Annotated in this window: 15 protein-coding genes and 2 pseudogenes; all 17 read right to left on the bottom strand. The window is 62.5% G+C overall.

Going from position 1 to position 14,502, the window contains the following annotated elements:
- Positions 1-2 precede the first annotated feature (2 nt).
- Positions 3-773, bottom strand: a complete 771-nt coding sequence (locus I6L36_RS14560) for a PilW family protein (RefSeq protein ID WP_109111817.1) — start codon at positions 771-773, stop codon at positions 3-5.
- On the bottom strand, positions 773-1,345 hold the full coding sequence (locus I6L36_RS14555; RefSeq protein ID WP_109111818.1) for a type II secretion system protein: 573 nt from the start codon (positions 1,343-1,345) through the stop codon (positions 773-775). Before I6L36_RS14555 ends, I6L36_RS14560 begins: the two co-directional genes overlap by 1 nt.
- A complete protein-coding gene (locus tag I6L36_RS14550) occupies positions 1,332-1,811 on the bottom strand; it encodes a Tfp pilus assembly protein FimT/FimU (protein WP_109111819.1) in 480 nt (159 codons plus the stop codon). Before I6L36_RS14550 ends, I6L36_RS14555 begins: the two co-directional genes overlap by 14 nt.
- 61 nt (positions 1,812-1,872) lie before the next feature.
- Positions 1,873-2,352, bottom strand: a complete 480-nt coding sequence (locus I6L36_RS14545; protein WP_109111820.1) for a prepilin-type N-terminal cleavage/methylation domain-containing protein — start codon at positions 2,350-2,352, stop codon at positions 1,873-1,875.
- 19 nt (positions 2,353-2,371) lie between these two features.
- Entirely contained in the window at positions 2,372-3,031 is a 660-nt protein-coding gene (locus I6L36_RS14540) for a prepilin-type N-terminal cleavage/methylation domain-containing protein (protein WP_069652316.1), read from the bottom strand.
- Between the two features lie 76 nt (positions 3,032-3,107).
- Positions 3,108-3,566, bottom strand: a complete 459-nt coding sequence (locus I6L36_RS14535) for a hypothetical protein (RefSeq protein ID WP_069652317.1) — start codon at positions 3,564-3,566, stop codon at positions 3,108-3,110.
- A gap of 254 nt (positions 3,567-3,820) precedes the next feature.
- Positions 3,821-5,041 carry a type II secretion system F family protein gene (locus I6L36_RS14530; RefSeq protein ID WP_043154386.1) on the bottom strand — a complete coding sequence of 407 codons (1,221 nt, stop codon included), beginning with the start codon at positions 5,039-5,041 and terminating at the stop codon, positions 3,821-3,823.
- Positions 5,042-5,088: 47 nt separating this feature from the next.
- On the bottom strand, positions 5,089-6,801 hold the full coding sequence (mshE, locus tag I6L36_RS14525) for an MSHA fimbrial ATPase MshE (RefSeq protein ID WP_069652318.1): 1,713 nt from the start codon (positions 6,799-6,801) through the stop codon (positions 5,089-5,091).
- A 73-nt stretch (positions 6,802-6,874) separates the two neighbouring features.
- Positions 6,875-8,011, bottom strand: a complete 1,137-nt coding sequence (locus tag I6L36_RS14520; RefSeq protein WP_069652319.1) for a tetratricopeptide repeat protein — start codon at positions 8,009-8,011, stop codon at positions 6,875-6,877.
- Positions 8,008-8,898: an ExeA family protein gene (locus I6L36_RS14515; protein ID WP_069652320.1), complete on the bottom strand. Its 891-nt coding sequence runs from the start codon at positions 8,896-8,898 to the stop codon at positions 8,008-8,010. Before I6L36_RS14515 ends, I6L36_RS14520 begins: the two co-directional genes overlap by 4 nt.
- Positions 8,899-9,049: 151 nt before the next feature.
- Positions 9,050-9,733, bottom strand: a pseudogene (locus I6L36_RS14510) (type II secretion system protein GspD); the annotation flags it as partial.
- Between the two features lie 162 nt (positions 9,734-9,895).
- Positions 9,896-10,927, bottom strand: a complete 1,032-nt coding sequence (locus tag I6L36_RS14505; protein WP_001809438.1) for an IS630-like element ISAhy2 family transposase — start codon at positions 10,925-10,927, stop codon at positions 9,896-9,898.
- Positions 10,928-11,034: 107 nt separating this feature from the next.
- Positions 11,035-11,955 (bottom strand): annotated as a pseudogene (locus I6L36_RS14500) (secretin N-terminal domain-containing protein); the annotation flags it as partial.
- Positions 11,956-12,025: 70 nt separating this feature from the next.
- Entirely contained in the window at positions 12,026-12,328 is a 303-nt protein-coding gene (locus I6L36_RS14495) for an MSHA biogenesis protein MshK (RefSeq protein ID WP_029313533.1), read from the bottom strand.
- Between the two features lie 55 nt (positions 12,329-12,383).
- Positions 12,384-13,031: an MSHA biogenesis protein MshJ gene (locus I6L36_RS14490; RefSeq protein WP_069652321.1), complete on the bottom strand. Its 648-nt coding sequence runs from the start codon at positions 13,029-13,031 to the stop codon at positions 12,384-12,386.
- Positions 13,031-13,624 (bottom strand): PilN domain-containing protein, encoded by a 594-nt coding sequence (locus tag I6L36_RS14485; protein WP_010672617.1) that lies wholly within the window; start codon positions 13,622-13,624, stop codon positions 13,031-13,033. Before I6L36_RS14485 ends, I6L36_RS14490 begins: the two co-directional genes overlap by 1 nt.
- Entirely contained in the window at positions 13,624-14,487 is an 864-nt protein-coding gene (locus I6L36_RS14480) for a hypothetical protein (RefSeq protein ID WP_041214302.1), read from the bottom strand. Before I6L36_RS14480 ends, I6L36_RS14485 begins: the two co-directional genes overlap by 1 nt.
- Positions 14,488-14,502: the final 15 nt, after the last annotated feature.

The raw sequence follows: 14,502 nt of genomic DNA, 5'->3' as shown, positions 1-14,502 counted from the left end.
GCCTAGGGGACATTGAGCGTCTCCAACTTGTGGTTGAAGAGGACGCGCTCGCCGCGCTGCTCGAACTCCAGCCGCAGCCCCACCTCACTCGAGATAAAGGCAGCGGGATCCCGATAGAAATAGGAACCCGTACCTATATGCTCGGCCATCAGGGCCGGTGTGCTCCCGCTAAAATCCAGGCCGATGGCGGCGCTGGCCCGGGTCAGGGTGGTGCCCGTCACGCAGTAGCGCACCTGCTGGCTGGCAAAGTAGACCCGTTGTCCCGGCGACTCCCTGGCAAAGCCACTGCCCAGTGTCATCGCCAGTGCCCCCGAGACCGGACTGCCCACGGTATCGACCCGGGCCACGCAGGTGCCATGGAGGCAGCCCTGAACCAGGGTCAGCACAGGGTCGGCAAGGGGGTAGACGATGGCACTCTCCCCGTCCCGGGGAAGCGGATCCGGCTCGACTATGGTGAGCCCGTTGCCGAGGGCCGAGCCCAGGTAACGGCTGGCGGTGGCGATGGGCCAGAGACGCAGGCAGGCCCCCTGCTCCAGGGCGTTGCCCCCCTCGTCCTCGATGCGCACCGACCCCGGCACCGCGTCCCGCACCTCGCGATTGAGCCGCTCCAGAGCGAAGCGGGCATCGCTCATCAACTGCTCGCGGCGGCTGGCATCCCCGTAGATCTGGGTGCCGATGCCGATGAACTGGCTGGAGAAGGTGGCCAATACCCCGAGCAGCAGGATCACCATCACCAACTCCACCAGGGTGAACCCTCTCGATGACGCGCGCATCAGTAGTTCCCCCGATAGAGGGCAAAGGCCAGCTCGCTCTTGTCCGGCAGGCGCACCCACAGCTCGATGCGCTTGCCGATGGACTCGGCGCCATGGCCCGTGCTGCCGAACAGGGTGTCGGGGGTGACAGCAATCTTCACCTGGTAACCGCGATACTCCTCGTCGCGGATGCCGGCGGCAGTCTGGGTAAAGCGGTTGGCCTCCACCCAGCTCCCCCCGGTATCGAAGTCGTCCACGTCGTTGAACTGATAAGGGCGGGTCTCGCCGCCGTCCGGACCGTAGTCGGCGGGGGAGGTACAGGGGGAATAGGTTACGGCAGGCTCATCCGCCGTCTCGCCGCAGCGAAAACGCCCGCCGTTGTGATCCGAGTGTTCGTCGAAGGACTTCTGCAGCACCTCGTTCAGGATGCGCTGGGCCAGCTGGGCCGCCCGCACCTGCTGCACCGGATCCACCGCCTGGGGCGCCTGGTTGATAAGGAACCCCAGGATGCCGGTCAGCGCGATGGCCAGCAGCACGATACCGACCACGAACTCGACCAGGGTGAAGCCGCGGCGGGCCTTAGGGGATCGCATGGACATAGCCTTCGGGCTCGATGCGCAGCAGTGCGCTTTCCCGGCCGTCGCTCACCACCAGGTTGCAACCACCGGTGCAGATTGACGGAGAGAGGGGGCGGCCGCTGCGCTTGTCGAAAGAGAAGCTGCCTTGGGGGAGGGAGAGGCCACCGGAGGCCGTAACCAGCCGCCCTCGGGTCTGCTCATCCCCGCTCCAGCCAGCGATGGATCCGGGCGTACAGCTCCCCGTCCGGGTCAGGTGGCCGAAGCGGTTGGCCTCCAGCACCAGCTGGGTACAACGCCCCTCCCCTTCATGCATGTTCATGGTCTGCACCAGCCGCAGCCGGGCCACCAGCTCGTCGCGCAGGGTATGGGTTTCAAAGCCGCCTTTGCCCAGCCACTTGGGCACGGCAAAGGCGGCCAGAATCCCGAGCAACAGGATCACGATGACCAGTTCAATCAGGGTGAAGCCCTTGGTTGTTGCCATTCGGATTCTCACCGGAACAAAAGAGAAAGCGAGGCCGAAGCCTCGCTTGCTTATCACTGAATTAACTACATTTCCCTGCATCAGCATCCAGCTTGCCCACCTTGGATGTGGCAGCTGTAGTGCTTGAACCCTGGGTGTACAAAACACACTCAGCATCTTTCTTATTTGCAGTCGGTACAAATTGATAAGTTGTAGTACTGCCAGAAACGGTGGAACCACTCCAGCCACCATCAAGATTGATAGCAGCCTCAATACCGTCTTTGGAGGCTTTTGGATAACCAGCAAAAATCTTGATTGTTGTTGACCCGGCTCCGCTTACAGTCGCATTTCCGGTTTCATCTTTTTCTTTCCCATCAAGCACTGCGCGGCTATACACCAGCTGGGCAGAACTTTGTACCGCCGCCAACACTCCATTAGCAGCTGCTTTTTTCGCATCATCCTGCAGATTCAGGAACTTGGGTGCGGCGGTGACCGCCAGAATGCCTAGAATGATGATCACGATAACCAGTTCGATCAGGGTGAAACCCGATTGCTTCTTCATTACGTCTTTCCTCGGTTTATCAATTGATATGGGTGGTCACCTGGCCGGAGGCCGGGCGGTAACTGAAACTCATGTAGGCGTCCGTGCTCCCTTGCGGGTCCTGATAGCGCCCATCGCTGCCCTTGCTCAGGCTGTTGACCAGATAGTAACGACAGACTGAATCGAGTCCATTTCTGCTCACGGTAGCATAAAACTTCAGGTCATTGCCGCTGCCGCGTACCTCGTCAAAGCTGGCGGTCGCCTTGGGCGGATTCTGCAACAGTCCCTCCCAGATATTGAGGCAGCGGGCCGCCGTCAGGCTGGCCGGGTTCACATCGGCGCTGCCACTCGCCGCCGTGTCCATAGGATACCCCGGGGAGAGTTCGCCGTTATTGACCTGAGTGTCGGTTGGCGTCGTCAGGTAAAAACGCGAGCCGTCATAGAGCACTGTGTTGAGCCCATCCTGTTTGGCGCGCCCTTCCGCCTCCCACTGTGCCCGCACCAGGGAGACGCCGGTAGCGAACCCGCCGGAGACCCCCTCCACGCTCGCCTTCTTCGCCTCGTCGGTCACGTCGAGAAAGCGGGGCAAGGCGGTGACGGCCAGGATCCCCAGGATCACGATGACGATCACCAGCTCAATCAGGGAAAAACCGGCCATCCGGCCAAGCGCCCGAACGGGTCTCACTCTCTTTGCTGCCATGCTGCCTCCGTAATGGTCCGCATTATTTCATGCGGATAGAAAAAAATCATGTCAATGAAATACTTGAAGCACCCAATCAGGGGCGGGCCACCACCCGGCCATCGGTGAAGCTGTAGTGCAGCCAGTGCCCTTCCTGGCCGAATTCACACCCGCCACCCCCTTCGCTGGCAAGGGCCTGCCAGGATAAGAGCCCCTCATCGTGCCCCAACAGGGCGAGCCAGAGCTGACGGCAATCGGCCGATGGCGACTGGCGCGGCAACACCGCCAGAGGCCAGCCCCGCTCATCGAACTGCCAGGCTGTGCCCTCGGCATGGAGCACCGACGGACGCCGCTCGTCGAGCCAGCGTCCGTGCAGGCGCTGGGCCCGCTGTGCGAACTGCTCACCGAGCAGGCTGGCGCTGATGGCCAGCGCCTCTTCCCTGTGATTGCGATAGCTCATGACCAGGGTCGTGACGATGACCGCCAGCAGGATAAAGACGACGATCCGCCGATATCCCCCCAGCCAGTGCTCATCCTGCTCGGACTCTCTGCTCATGCTCTTTCATACCCTGTTCTCTGTGCCCGGCACGGGCGGCATCCGTATGACCATGAAGATACTGCCTACTGGCCGCGAACAGCTCTCATCGTGTCTCACCATCAGAGGAGTGAAGATGCTAAACCCTGTCACTGGCCGCGCACCGCTCTCATCATGTCCCACCATAAGAGGAATGAAGATGCTAAATCCTGTCACTGGCCGCGCACCGCTCTCATCGTGTCTCACCATCAGGGGAGTAAAGATGCTGAACCCTGTCACTGGCCACGAACAGCTCTCATCATGTCCCACATGGGAGTGAAGATACCCAGCGCCAGCACCAGTACCATGACCGCCACTATGCCGATGAGGATGGGTTCGATGCGGGCGGTGAGGCTCTTGAGGTCATAATCCACTTCACGCTCGTAATACTCGGCCGCTTCGTGCAGCAGCTCGTCCACTTGACCGGTCTCCTCCCCCACCGCGATCATCTGCATCACCAGAGGGGTGAAGAGGCCGCTGGCGCCGGCGGTGCGCAGCAGGCTCTCCCCCCGCTCGATGCCGCCCCGCATGTCGCGGATCTGCCCCGCCATCCAGGCATTGTCCACCGCATCGGCCACCAGGGTCAGCGCCGTGTTGAGCGGCACGCCGGCCTTGAGCATCATGGAGAAGCTGCGGGCAAAACGGGCAAGCAGGGAGCGCTCTATGATGGAGCCGACGATGGGCAGCCGCAGCTGCCATCTGTGCCAGGTCAGCCTGCCTTTGGTGGTGGCGACCCAGCGTCGCCAGCCGACGACGGCGCCCACCAGGATGGCGAGCAGCAGCCACCAGTAGTGAACGAAGAAGTGGGAGGTGGCCAGCAGGATCCGGGTCGCCAGCGGCAGCTCCACCCCGAACTTGGCAAACATCCCGGCAAAGACGGGGATCACCATGATATTAAGGATCACCATGGCGACGGCGATGGCAATCAGCACGAAGGTGGGGTAGCGCATGGCGGTCTTGATCCGCTTGCGGGTCTCCAGCTCCAGATCGAAATAGTTGGCGAGCTGCAGGAAGGCCTCCTCCAGCTGACCCGTGTTCTCCCCTACGTGGATGATGGCCACGAAGAGGCTGCTGAATACCTTCGGGTGCGACTGCATCGCGCTCGACAGCGGCCGGCCGTTGGCCAGATCCTCCCCCAGGGCGTGAAGCGCCCGCTTGAGGGGCTTGCTGTGGGCGCTCTCCTCCAGCCCCGCGATGGCGCGCAGGATGGGAATGCCTGCCCGGGTCAGGGCATACATCTGGCGGCTGAAGACCACCAGCTCTTCCAGCTTGACGCTCCCTTCCAGCAGCAGCGACCAGTCGATGCTGGCAGACCTGGCCTTGCCGGCCTTCAGCTCGGTGGGCATCACCCCGCGGCGCATCAGCTGCTCGGCGGCGGCCAGCTCGCTGACCGCTTCCACCACGCCGCTGACGGCCTGGCCCTGGCTGTCACGCCCCTTGTAGGCAAAACGGTTCATGGGCGACCCCGGCAGAGTGATTCAGTACGATCCAGATGCCTCATGCGTTACCCCAGGTCCTCGGCCAGCCGAAGCACTTCGTCCACCGAGGTGATCCCCTCGCGGGCATAGTCGAGCGCCGTCAGGGCCAGGGGGCGGTAGTGCTCATGCGCCCGTGCCGCCCGGGCAAACCCCTCGGCATCGTTGCGGCGCAGGGCATCCATCATGGGTTGATCCAGCTCCAGCAGCTCGTAGACCCCGATCCGGCCCGCATAGCCGGTGAAGTTGCAGCTCTGGCAGCCCCGCCCCTTGCGATAGCGATGCTGGCCCGGCGCTTCACCGGAGAGCACCGAGAGCCAGGTGGCCTGCCCCTCGTCAGGCGCCGTCTCGCAGGCGCAGTGTTCACACACCCGCCGCACCAGGCGCTGGGCCACCACGGCCCGCAGGGCGCTCGCCACCAGATAGCCGGGCGCCCCCATGTCGATGAGACGCAGGGCGCTGGTCACGGCGTCGTTGGTGTGCAAGGTGGTCAGCACCAGGTGACCCGTGATGGCGCCGCGCAGGCCGATCTCCACCGTCTCGTTGTCCCGCATCTCCCCCACCAGCAGGATGTCCGGATCCTGGCGCAGGGTGGAGCGCAGCACCTGGGAGAACGTGAGCCCTATCTTGGGATTGACCTGCACCTGGCTGATGCGGGGCAGGCGGTACTCCACCGGGTCTTCCACCGTGATGATCTTGTGGCTGGCCTGGTTGAGCTCGGAGAGGGCGCCGTAGAGCGTCGTGGTCTTGCCGCTACCGGTCGGGCCCGTCACCAGGATCATGCCGTGAGGGCGTTTGAGCTGACGGCGGAAGCGGGTCAGGATGGCGGGGGGCATCCCGGTCTCGGCGAGCGACAAGATGCCGGAGGATTGATCCAGCAGCCGCATCACCACGGACTCGCCATATTGCACCGGCATGGTGGACATCCGCACATCCACGTCGCGGCCGCGCACCTTCATGTTGAAGCGGCCATCCTGGGGCAGACGCTTCTCGGAGATGTCGAGCCCGGCCACCAGCTTGAGGCGCAGCACCAGCGCCTGGGCGATGCGCACCTCGTTGAGGATGTTCTCGTGCAGCACGCCGTCGATACGCTGGCGAATGCGCAGCACCTTCTCGTCCGGTTCGATATGGATGTCGGAGGCACCCACCTGTACCGCGTCCTCGAACAGGGAGCGCAGCAGCTTGGCCACCGTCGCCTCCCCCTCGTCGGTTGCGGCATTGAGGCTGCCGGCTCCCAGCTCGAAGCCGGTCTCCTGATGCTCTTCGTGCAGTTGCACCGCGAAGTTCTCTATCTCCCGGGTGCGGCGATAGAGGCGGTCGAAATACTCCAGCAGCTGGCCTTCACGGGCCACGGCCAGCACCAGCTCCCGCGGGCTGAGCAGGGCAGCGATGGCGTCGAGGGCGCTCAGATCCGCCGGATCCGACATCACCACGGTGACCTTGTCGTCGCTCAGGTTGACGGCCAGCGCCCGGTAGCGGCGCGCCTGCACCTCGGGCAACAGCGCCACGGCCGAGACGTCGATGGTGAGGTTGTTGAGATCGAAGAAGGGCACATCCAGCTGACGGGCGAGGAAGGTCAGCAGTTGCACCTCGCTGATAAAGCCGAGATCGATGAGGGTGGTCCCCAGCTTGCGGCCGGTCTGGCGCTGCTGCTGCAGGGCGAGCTGCAGCTGATCATCCGAGATGATCTGTTCCTGTACCAGCAGGTCGCCTAGGCGCATTTTCAGTCTGGGTTGTGCCATTATTGCTCCGATCTCTGTTGCTTCACGCCCGCTGCCTTGTCCGATGGCATGGGCTCATCGAACTGCCGTTCTATCAATGGGTCAGTTGGCCAATTCGTTGTTCGAGCCATTGGGTGGAGGCCTCCCCCAGATTGCCGTGCAACTGGGCATTGCGATAGGCATCCAGTGCCCGCTGACGATGTCCCTGACCATCCTCCGCCACCCCCAGTCCCAGCCACCAGCGCCCCTGATCCGGCTGCTGGCGCAACAGCCTGACGTACATCTCGGACGCCTGGACAGGCTGCCCCAGCTCCTGGGCAAGACCGGCCCAGGTGGCGTAATAATCCAGATTGCTGGCAATATCGGGCTGATAGCCGGTGAGCCAGTCCAACGCCTTCTGCCGATCCCCGCCGCTGATGGCCACACGGGCCAGCAGCAGACGCAGGTCCGCCTGCGCGGGATCCAGCCTCAGCCCCTCTTCCAGCACCTGGGCGGCCTCGGTCAGCCGTCCGGCGCCATAGAGCAGGCCCGCCAGCTGTTCCCGCGCCCCCTGGTTGTGGGGATCGTGGGCCAGCACTTCGTAGTAGCCATCCCGCGCCTCCTGCATCCGTCCCTTGGCCATGGCCGTGGTCGCCTTGCGCTCGGCCAGGGTGGCCAGCTCGGCGTCGGAGAGTTCCACCGTCTCGATCTTCAGGATCCCGGGTTTGCGCGGCGCGGCGGGTGCAGGCGCCTCTTCGGCGCCCTGCTCAGCAGCCAGCTCGGCATAGAGGTCCGGCTGCAGCTCCTCGTCGCTCGGGATCGTCTCGTCCCCCAGCGCTTCCTGCGGATTGCCCTCATCGGTGAGCACGGCCTCATCGGCCGGAGCCTGCTCGGCTGCGGAGGGGGCCACTCTGGCGGCGGTCGACTCGGCACCGGCGGCGGGCACCTTTGCCACTGGCGCAGCAGAGGAGACCGCCTGCGTGGTGGCCACCACCGCCAGGGGCGCGGATGGCGCCACCGCAGGGGCGGTGCGGGGGGCCTCGACCTGCGCCGCTGGCAGGGAGGCTCGCAGGCTCTGCTGCCAGAAGATCCAGGTGCGCCAGCCGAGGATCCCCAGGGCCAGGGTACACAGCAGGGTCAGCACCAGCATCCACCAGCCTTGCTGGCGCACCGGCGCCACATAGACGGCGGCTCCCTCGGCCTCTTGCTGACGCCTATCCAGATCTTTCAGCATCTGATTGATCACGCTCATGACCAGACTCCATACGCCAGGGCGGTGCCCAACAACAACAACAGGGGCCACCAGAGGGTGAGACGGCCACGGCGGACATCATCGGTATCCCGGATGGCGAGCCGGACCAGGGCGCTGTCGATCCGCCGCACACCGCGACCATAGGCCAGCATCAGGCACTTCTGCGCCAGTATGTTGATGAGGCGGGGAATGCCGCGGGATGCGCGCCACAGCCTGCGCAGGGCGCGGCCATCGAACAGGGCGGCCCCGCGATAGCCGGACACCTGCAGCCGGTACTCCAGATAGGCCCGGGTCTCGTCGAGCCGCAGCGGCCGCAAACGGTAGGAGAAGCCGATGCGCTGGCGCAGCTGGCGCAGACGGGGTTTGCCGAGTCGGTTATCCAGCTCCGGCTGGCCGAACAACACGATCTGCAGCAGCTTGCTGGATTCGGTCTCCAGGTTGCCAAACAGCCGGATCGCCTCCAGGGTCTCGTCCGGCAGGGCTTGCGCCTCGTCGATCAGCACCACCACCCGGCTCCCCTGCCTGTGCAGGGCGATGAGATGGCGATGGATGCGATCCGTGAGATCCAGCTCGCTCTCCCCCGCCAGCGTCAGCCCCAGCTCCAGGGCCAGGGCCGTGCGCAGCTCCCCCGGAGTGAGATGGGGGTTGGGCAGCCAGGCCAGACGCACCGGGCAGGCCTCGGAGCCGAGCTCGCTCAGCAGCTTGCGACAGAGCAGGGTCTTGCCGGTGCCGACCTCGCCAGTCACCTTGATGAACCCCTCCCCCTGGGAGAGCGCCCAGTTGAGCACCTGCATGGCCTCCTCGTGGGGGGGCAGGCCGTAATAGAAACCGGTGTTCGGGGTCAGGCCGAAGGGGGCTTCCCGCAGTCCGAAGTGGCTCAGATACATGCACCCTCCCGGCCAGAGTCCCGGGTGCGCAGCCGCAGACAGCCCCGGATCAGCGACATGGCGCCTCCGCCGTCGGGCAGGGCAGACTGGCTGCAGCTGGGAGGCGCCGCCACATGGGAGAAGGAGTGCTCAACAGGCGCGTCATCCCGGATCAGCCCTTGGGGGGATACCATTTGTCGAGCAGCTCGGAGGAGCGTTGCAGCTCGTTTTGCCAGGTATCTTTCTCCACCACGGTCGGTTTGAGCATGATCACCAACTCCACCTTCTTGGTGCTCTCGCGGCGGTTGGTAAAGGCTTCGCCCACCCAGGGAATATCCCCCAGTAGCGGCACCTTGCTGACAATCTCCTGCCTGTCGGTCTTCATCAGACCACCGATGACGATGATGTCCCCATTGTTGGCCTGCACCACGGTATCCGACTCGCGGATCGAGCTCTTGGCGAGCGGCAAGGTCATCTTGCCTCCCGTGGTGCCCAGATCGATGGTTTTGTTTTGTTCTTCGGTATCAATCACTGACGGATGGATATGAAGCAGCACCTTGCCCTCTTCGTCGATCTGTGGCGTTACGTCCAGCGCGATACCGGAGAAGAAGGGGGTCAACTCAACATTTGGTGTCCGCTCAGTCCCTGTTGTGGTTGAGGTAATCGTCGTCGTCGCATTGGTGACGAAGTACTCGTCCGTCCCGACCTTTATCACAGCCTTCTGATTGTTTGTCGCAGTGACACGGGGGCTGGAGAGGGTATTCACATCCCCCTGAGTCTTGAGCAGGTTGACCGCCACATTGAAGTTGCCGTCAGTAATAGTGAAACCAGCCCCCCCACCAATTGCGTTAAAGATCGGATTTACTGCACCAACCAGACTCTCGCCAAGGGATCCTCCCCCCTTAAGCAGGTTATAGGTCTGCTGACTCTCTGGGATATTAGGCGCCATCAGGTCTGGCTGAGCCACCTTGGGAATACCTTTATTGCCATCCCAACTAAATAACTGATCCCAATAGTGCTACACCTTCGCTGTGCCATAGCCATTCCCCGGGAAAGGAGACACGGTATCCATGAAGTGTTTCACTCGGGCCAGCAGGTTTGCCATCCCTCTGCATTGATGATTGCGCGTGATGGTTTCATGTAACTTGTGCCATAGCCGTTCTATGTGATTAACCCAAGGGCTGTAAACTGGCTGGAACACCAGGCAGAACTTGGGATTCTTCTTCAACCATCGCTCGGTCTGTTTGCTTTTGTGAATGATGTAGTTATCGAGGATCAACGTGATGGTTTTGGCTCGTCGGTAGTGGTGGCGCAGCTTTTCCAGCATGGCAATAAACAGCGATGAGTTTTTCTTGATCCCGCTGACGTAAAGTACCCTTCCGTTGCCTGCGTGGAGAACGCCTGCCAGATAATGCTTGGCATTCTGCCCCGGTGTGACAACCCGCTTTTGCTGCGCTCTGAACATCCAGTCGGCTCCTAATTTGGGATTGAGGTCTATATCGACTTCATCCTCATAAAACACCGGATTATCGGCATCACAGCGGGCCAGCGCGGCGTCGATATTCGCCATTTTTTCCTGATAGGCTGGGTCTTTTATCCGCAAGGTCGGCACGGGCCTGCGCCAGACAATGCCCATACGAGGTAACCATCGGCGGAGCGTGGAGGCTGCCACATTGAGCCCTGTTAACCGATTGATTTTTATAGCCAATAGTTCAGTACACCAACGGCTGCGCTGATAACCAAAATCTTGCGGAGAAAACTGCATGAGCAGCACCAGTAAGGTGACAATCTTGGCGATAGGTAAGACTGGGGCACGGCCAGCCGGTAAGGCTTCTAGCGCATCTATGCCTTCATCTCGATACCACCGAAGCCAACGACCGATGGTCGAGCGCGCAGCGCCGGTAAGGTGATGAACATCGGTGATCGTGCGTCCTTCATGTAACAGCAAGATGGCCATCAAGCGACGAGCATGTCCTTTATCACGGGTGGCATGGATGATTTTGTGAATGCGGCGCCGTTGTGGTCGTGGCAGAGGTGGTAGGATAGGCATCAACTCAGTCCTTTGGGTGTGGCTTGTTTTGTTTAGCGACTAATCAGATCGCACAAACTGGACTGAGTTCCCTTCCTCCGGTGATCTACTATTCGGAACAGCTATTTAGCTGTCAAACCGCTCCAATCTACCCCCTGCTCATAACCTTCACTAAGAGCTACTTCCATAATTCGCGCTTCGAGTACGACCTGACGTTTTAAATGACTTTCGGATTGAGTCAGGAATTCACGGACTGCTTTTAGCTCTTTCGGATAGGCGCGAATAGTGACCAAGCCTGCCTGTGGGCTGGTGATGACAGCCCGACCATCACCATTTCCAATCAGTGTTTGCAAAGTGTCACGTAAGTCGGTCCAATAATCACTGTTGGTATCAGTCTCAATCTGGGTACCATTCGATGTGGTTTGAGTATTGGAATTACTCGAAATACCTGTGCCATTCTGGCTAGATGATATTTCGGTATTGCTGTTGGAATTCAACCCGCTGTTGTTTGAGTTGTTCTCACTAGAAGTCACCCCGCCGGTGCTGACCGAGGTGCGGGAGAGGCCACGACGGGACATCATCAGATAGTTGACCGGGATGGTCTCGGTGCGCAGACCGGCGGGATAGACGTGGAACACGTTGCCCTTGCGCTGCACATCGAAGCCGTACATGTCGCCGACGGTCGCCAGCGCCTCCTGCAAGGTCACGTCCTTGAGCTCTACCGAAATGACGCCCGCCACACCGGGATGGACCGCCACGCTGTAGCGGGAGCCCTTGAACAGGGAGCCGAAGAACTCCACCGCGTCCACGTCATGGGCCGCGATGCGCATCCGCTTCTCGGGAATGGTCATCGGCTGCTGGGGACGATTGAGCTGCAACAGCTCGCTCTGCACCGAGGGCGGCAGGGAAGTCAGGGGGGCGGTCGGGCTCTGCTCGCTCATCGCCTGCTTGAGTGCATCTTTGGCCTGTACCGGCTCGGGGTGACGATAGGTAGTGCAACCCACCACCGCCAGCGCGAGGGGAAGCAGACAAAAAGGTTTTTTTTTCATTTTATTCGTGCACCTGACTCGCTATGAAACTCGACAAACCTGGCCCGCACCATCCCGTGCGACACCCGCTTCACATCCGGATCTTGCTGCCAAACAGGGTCAGTGTCTGGCGTTTGCCCGCTTTTTCCAGCACCACGCTGTCGGCGCTGATCCCCACCAGCCGGAATCCGTTGACCTGCTGGCCGACCCGGTAGCTTTGACCGTCGAGCACCGCCAGGGCGGGCCCGCTCCCCAGGATGACGCTCTGCAACCTGGGCAGACCGGCCTCCTTGGCGACACTCGCCGCCGAGCCGGATCCCGCCAGGGGCATGGTGGGATCCTGCAGCACCTCGGCCTGGGCCTGCAGCGCGAGCAGGCTCCCCCACAGGGCCAGCCAGCGCCAGGATGGGAAGGCAAAAATGCGGGATCCCGTCCCGCCAACATGCCGCTTAACCACGGATGAACTCCTTGCTGGTGCTGAGGGTGTAGATCTCCATCGCTACCGCCGCCTTGGGATGCTCGACCACCCGGTAGTCAAAGCCCTTCCAGTAGAAGTGGCGAGGCAGGGCTTCGAGCACTTTCAGGTACTGGTAGACATCGAAATAGCCGCCCTCCAGCTGAAGCCGGATGCCGTGCCTGAACAGGTTCACCTTCTGCTCCCCGGCCATCAGCGGCTCGGGCTTGAGGGAGGTGAGCGCCAGCATATGCAGGTTGGCGGAGCGGGACAACAGGGCCTCCAGCACCGCGGGCATTTCGTGGGCGGGGATCAGATCCACCGTCTGAGCCAGCAGCTCGGCATCCATCTGGCGCAGAGTGGTCTCGACACTGGCGAGCTGCTCGCGTACCTGGGCATCGGGATCCCGCCCCAGCCTGGCCTGCTTGCCCTGGTTTTCCAGGGTCAGGATCTCCAGATCCCGCTGCGCCGCAGCCAGGGCCTGCCGATCCTGGCCCAGCCGGGTATCGGCGTCATCCAGCCAGCCATAGATGCCCATGGCCCCGAGCAGCACGACCCCGGTCAACAGAATGAGGATCCGCTCGCGCAGGCTGAGGGCTGCGATCTGCTGCGCCCATCCCTGCCATTGTGCCTTCATGTCCATCAGGGAGTCTCCCGCGCTATGCCACTGAGCTGGAAGGCAAGCTGGCCCTCCTTGTCCCGACTCAGGGTGAGCTCGCCAAACTGCTTGCCCGCCAGGGAGGGGGTCTGCTTGAAGCGGTTCACCCAGGCGGGCACGTCCTGACTGCGTTCGGCCACACCCGCGAGGTTGATGCGCCCGTCGCTTATCTCAATCCGTTGCAGGGAGAGGCGGGGATCCCGCAGGCGGGCAAGGTCCGCCATCACCCCCGCATAGCCCTGGGATTTTTGCAGGGAGAGGTGGCCAAGCTGCTGCATCAGCGCCTGTTTGGCCCCCAGCTCTTCCCGCTTGTCGGCCAGTTGCCGCTGCAAGTCTGCATTCGCCAGATGGCGCGCCAGCTCAGCATCGAGACGCCTGGCCTCGCCGCGCTGCACGTCGAGCTGTGCCCGCACGCCAGCCAATTCACGATCGAGGCCCTGCTGTTGCCAGCCATAGAAGAGGGTGGCCCCCAGCAGCAGCACCAGGACGCCGCCCCAGACCAACGCCATCTGGGGCAGGCTGGCCCACAGGCGTCTTGGCCGGAATTCGGCGCCATAGAGGTTGATATGGTGTTTCATCAGTCGCTCCTGCCCAGGGCCGCGCCATAGGCACTGAGGTATTCGACTCCTGCCAGTACCGCCTTGTTTGCCATGGCCGACACCGGGAAACCGAATGTCTGCTCCAGGTGACGCACCAGTACCCCCATGGCGGAGGAGGCGATGGCCAGTTGCAACTGGCCGGGCTCGGGCAGCTTGAGATGGCCAGCCAGATAATCGATGGATCGCTGGATCTCCAGCGCCAGCGCGTCGAGCTGGTCGGCATCTGGCTCATGGCTGCCGGTGAGGCTCGCAAATCCACGCAACTGGCGGGAGAAACAGAGTCCGCCCCGATGGAAGACCAGCAGTTGCAGCTCCTGCCCCCGGGGTTGCCAGAGCAGCATGCGCACCATCTGGTCCGCCTCGTAGAGGGCCGTCATGGCCAGCTCGTCACTGACGATGGCCTCCAGGGTCGCCGCGCCGTTGACCGCATCCGCCACCTGCTGCACCCGGCTCTTGGGCATGCAGACAACGTTGATGCGCGGACGCCCGGCAGGGGGCGTCGGCAGGTCCACATAATCCATGGCGAGCTGCAACACCGGCTCGTTGACGAAATCCTTGATGGCCCAGGGCAGGGCCCCCGCCATCTCGGCATCGGGGACGGCGGGCTTGTCGATCTGGATTTGCTGATAAAGGCTGGCCGCGAGGGCCACCCGCACCTTAGACTTGGCCAGACCGTGCCGGGAAAACAGCTCGGCCAGGGCCTTGGACCAGTCGTGGGGGCCGTTGACAGGCTGGCTGGCAAACACGGGAACCGGGTCCACGCAGGCCAGCAGAATGCGATCGCTGGCCAGCAGGATCCCGACCTGATGGCTGGAGGGAGAACGCCTGAACAGTGACTTCATCTGGATCTTCATTTG

This window comes from Aeromonas sp. FDAARGOS 1406, assembly GCF_019048565.1.
GTDB classification, from domain to species: Bacteria; Pseudomonadota; Gammaproteobacteria; order Enterobacterales; family Aeromonadaceae; genus Aeromonas; species Aeromonas caviae.
Note: the sequence above shows the minus strand (reverse complement) of the source record. Positions and strands in the feature narration are given on the sequence as shown.

What these genes read in the sequence shown, in the direction of transcription:
- I6L36_RS14490 (WP_069652321.1), bottom strand. Translation starts at nt 13,031, where the DNA reads ATGGACATGAAGGCACAATGGCAGGGATGGGCGCAGCAGATCGCAGCC.
- I6L36_RS14555 (WP_109111818.1), bottom strand. Translation starts at nt 1,345, where the DNA reads ATGCGATCCCCTAAGGCCCGCCGCGGCTTCACCCTGGTCGAGTTCGTG.
- I6L36_RS14515 (WP_069652320.1), bottom strand. Translation starts at nt 8,898, where the DNA reads ATGTATCTGAGCCACTTCGGACTGCGGGAAGCCCCCTTCGGCCTGACC.
- I6L36_RS14535 (WP_069652317.1), bottom strand. Translation starts at nt 3,566, where the DNA reads ATGAGCAGAGAGTCCGAGCAGGATGAGCACTGGCTGGGGGGATATCGG.
- I6L36_RS14540 (WP_069652316.1), bottom strand. Translation starts at nt 3,031, where the DNA reads ATGGCAGCAAAGAGAGTGAGACCCGTTCGGGCGCTTGGCCGGATGGCC.
- I6L36_RS14550 (WP_109111819.1), bottom strand. Translation starts at nt 1,811, where the DNA reads ATGGCAACAACCAAGGGCTTCACCCTGATTGAACTGGTCATCGTGATC.
- I6L36_RS14485 (WP_010672617.1), bottom strand. Translation starts at nt 13,624, where the DNA reads ATGAAACACCATATCAACCTCTATGGCGCCGAATTCCGGCCAAGACGC.
- I6L36_RS14530 (WP_043154386.1), bottom strand. Translation starts at nt 5,041, where the DNA reads ATGAACCGTTTTGCCTACAAGGGGCGTGACAGCCAGGGCCAGGCCGTC.
- mshE (WP_069652318.1), bottom strand. Translation starts at nt 6,801, where the DNA reads ATGGCACAACCCAGACTGAAAATGCGCCTAGGCGACCTGCTGGTACAG.
- I6L36_RS14560 (WP_109111817.1), bottom strand. Translation starts at nt 773, where the DNA reads ATGCGCGCGTCATCGAGAGGGTTCACCCTGGTGGAGTTGGTGATGGTG.
- I6L36_RS14505 (WP_001809438.1), bottom strand. Translation starts at nt 10,927, where the DNA reads ATGCCTATCCTACCACCTCTGCCACGACCACAACGGCGCCGCATTCAC.
- I6L36_RS14545 (WP_109111820.1), bottom strand. Translation starts at nt 2,352, where the DNA reads ATGAAGAAGCAATCGGGTTTCACCCTGATCGAACTGGTTATCGTGATC.
- I6L36_RS14520 (WP_069652319.1), bottom strand. Translation starts at nt 8,011, where the DNA reads ATGAGCGTGATCAATCAGATGCTGAAAGATCTGGATAGGCGTCAGCAA.
- I6L36_RS14480 (WP_041214302.1), bottom strand. Translation starts at nt 14,487, where the DNA reads ATGAAGTCACTGTTCAGGCGTTCTCCCTCCAGCCATCAGGTCGGGATC.